This is a genomic window from Polaromonas sp. P1_G2, assembly GCF_056405515.1.
In genome coordinates, this window is record NZ_JBFUBY010001120.1 from 1 (window position 1) to 456 (window position 456).

A 456-nucleotide genomic window follows, 5' to 3' on the forward strand; every position below is an offset into this window, starting at 1 on the left:
GCGCCCATAGCGCCACCTCGGGCCCGGTGACGTCGCCCCATTGCACCAGCGTTCCGGCGGCCAGGTCGGGGATGACCAGCGACAAGGGGAGGCGCGCCGCACCGACATTCGCACGGACCGCATCGCGGACCATGAACAGCGATGACAAGGTTTGAATAGTTGACGCAGACCATCAGTATCAACGTTCCCAATAAGTGTCTTATCTCCAGCGGAACGCGAAATGTCCAAGGACTGCATGCCTTGAAGTTTAAGGTCAAGGGCGAGGCGGCCAGACACCCACCACATGAAGTGAAGTTCGTATTCCGCCGGAAGTACTTCACAGACTATTCGCTCATTGCCTGCAACGCGCTCAAAACGGTGGGTGTTGTACTCTTCCGGCGCATCTGGGTACACCTGAACGTGTGTACCTCCAAAGAACCCATTGAGCTGATCGACCTCGGGGCAGCGCTTCATGAT

At 57.7% G+C, this 456-nt stretch carries 1 protein-coding gene; it reads left to right on the forward strand.

Translation table 11 applies throughout. The features are described from left to right. Positions 1-159: 159 nt before the first annotated feature. Positions 160-456, forward strand: a 297-nt coding sequence (locus tag AC1D0P_RS29350) for a hypothetical protein (RefSeq protein ID WP_477679951.1), incomplete at its 3' end; no start/stop codon positions are given.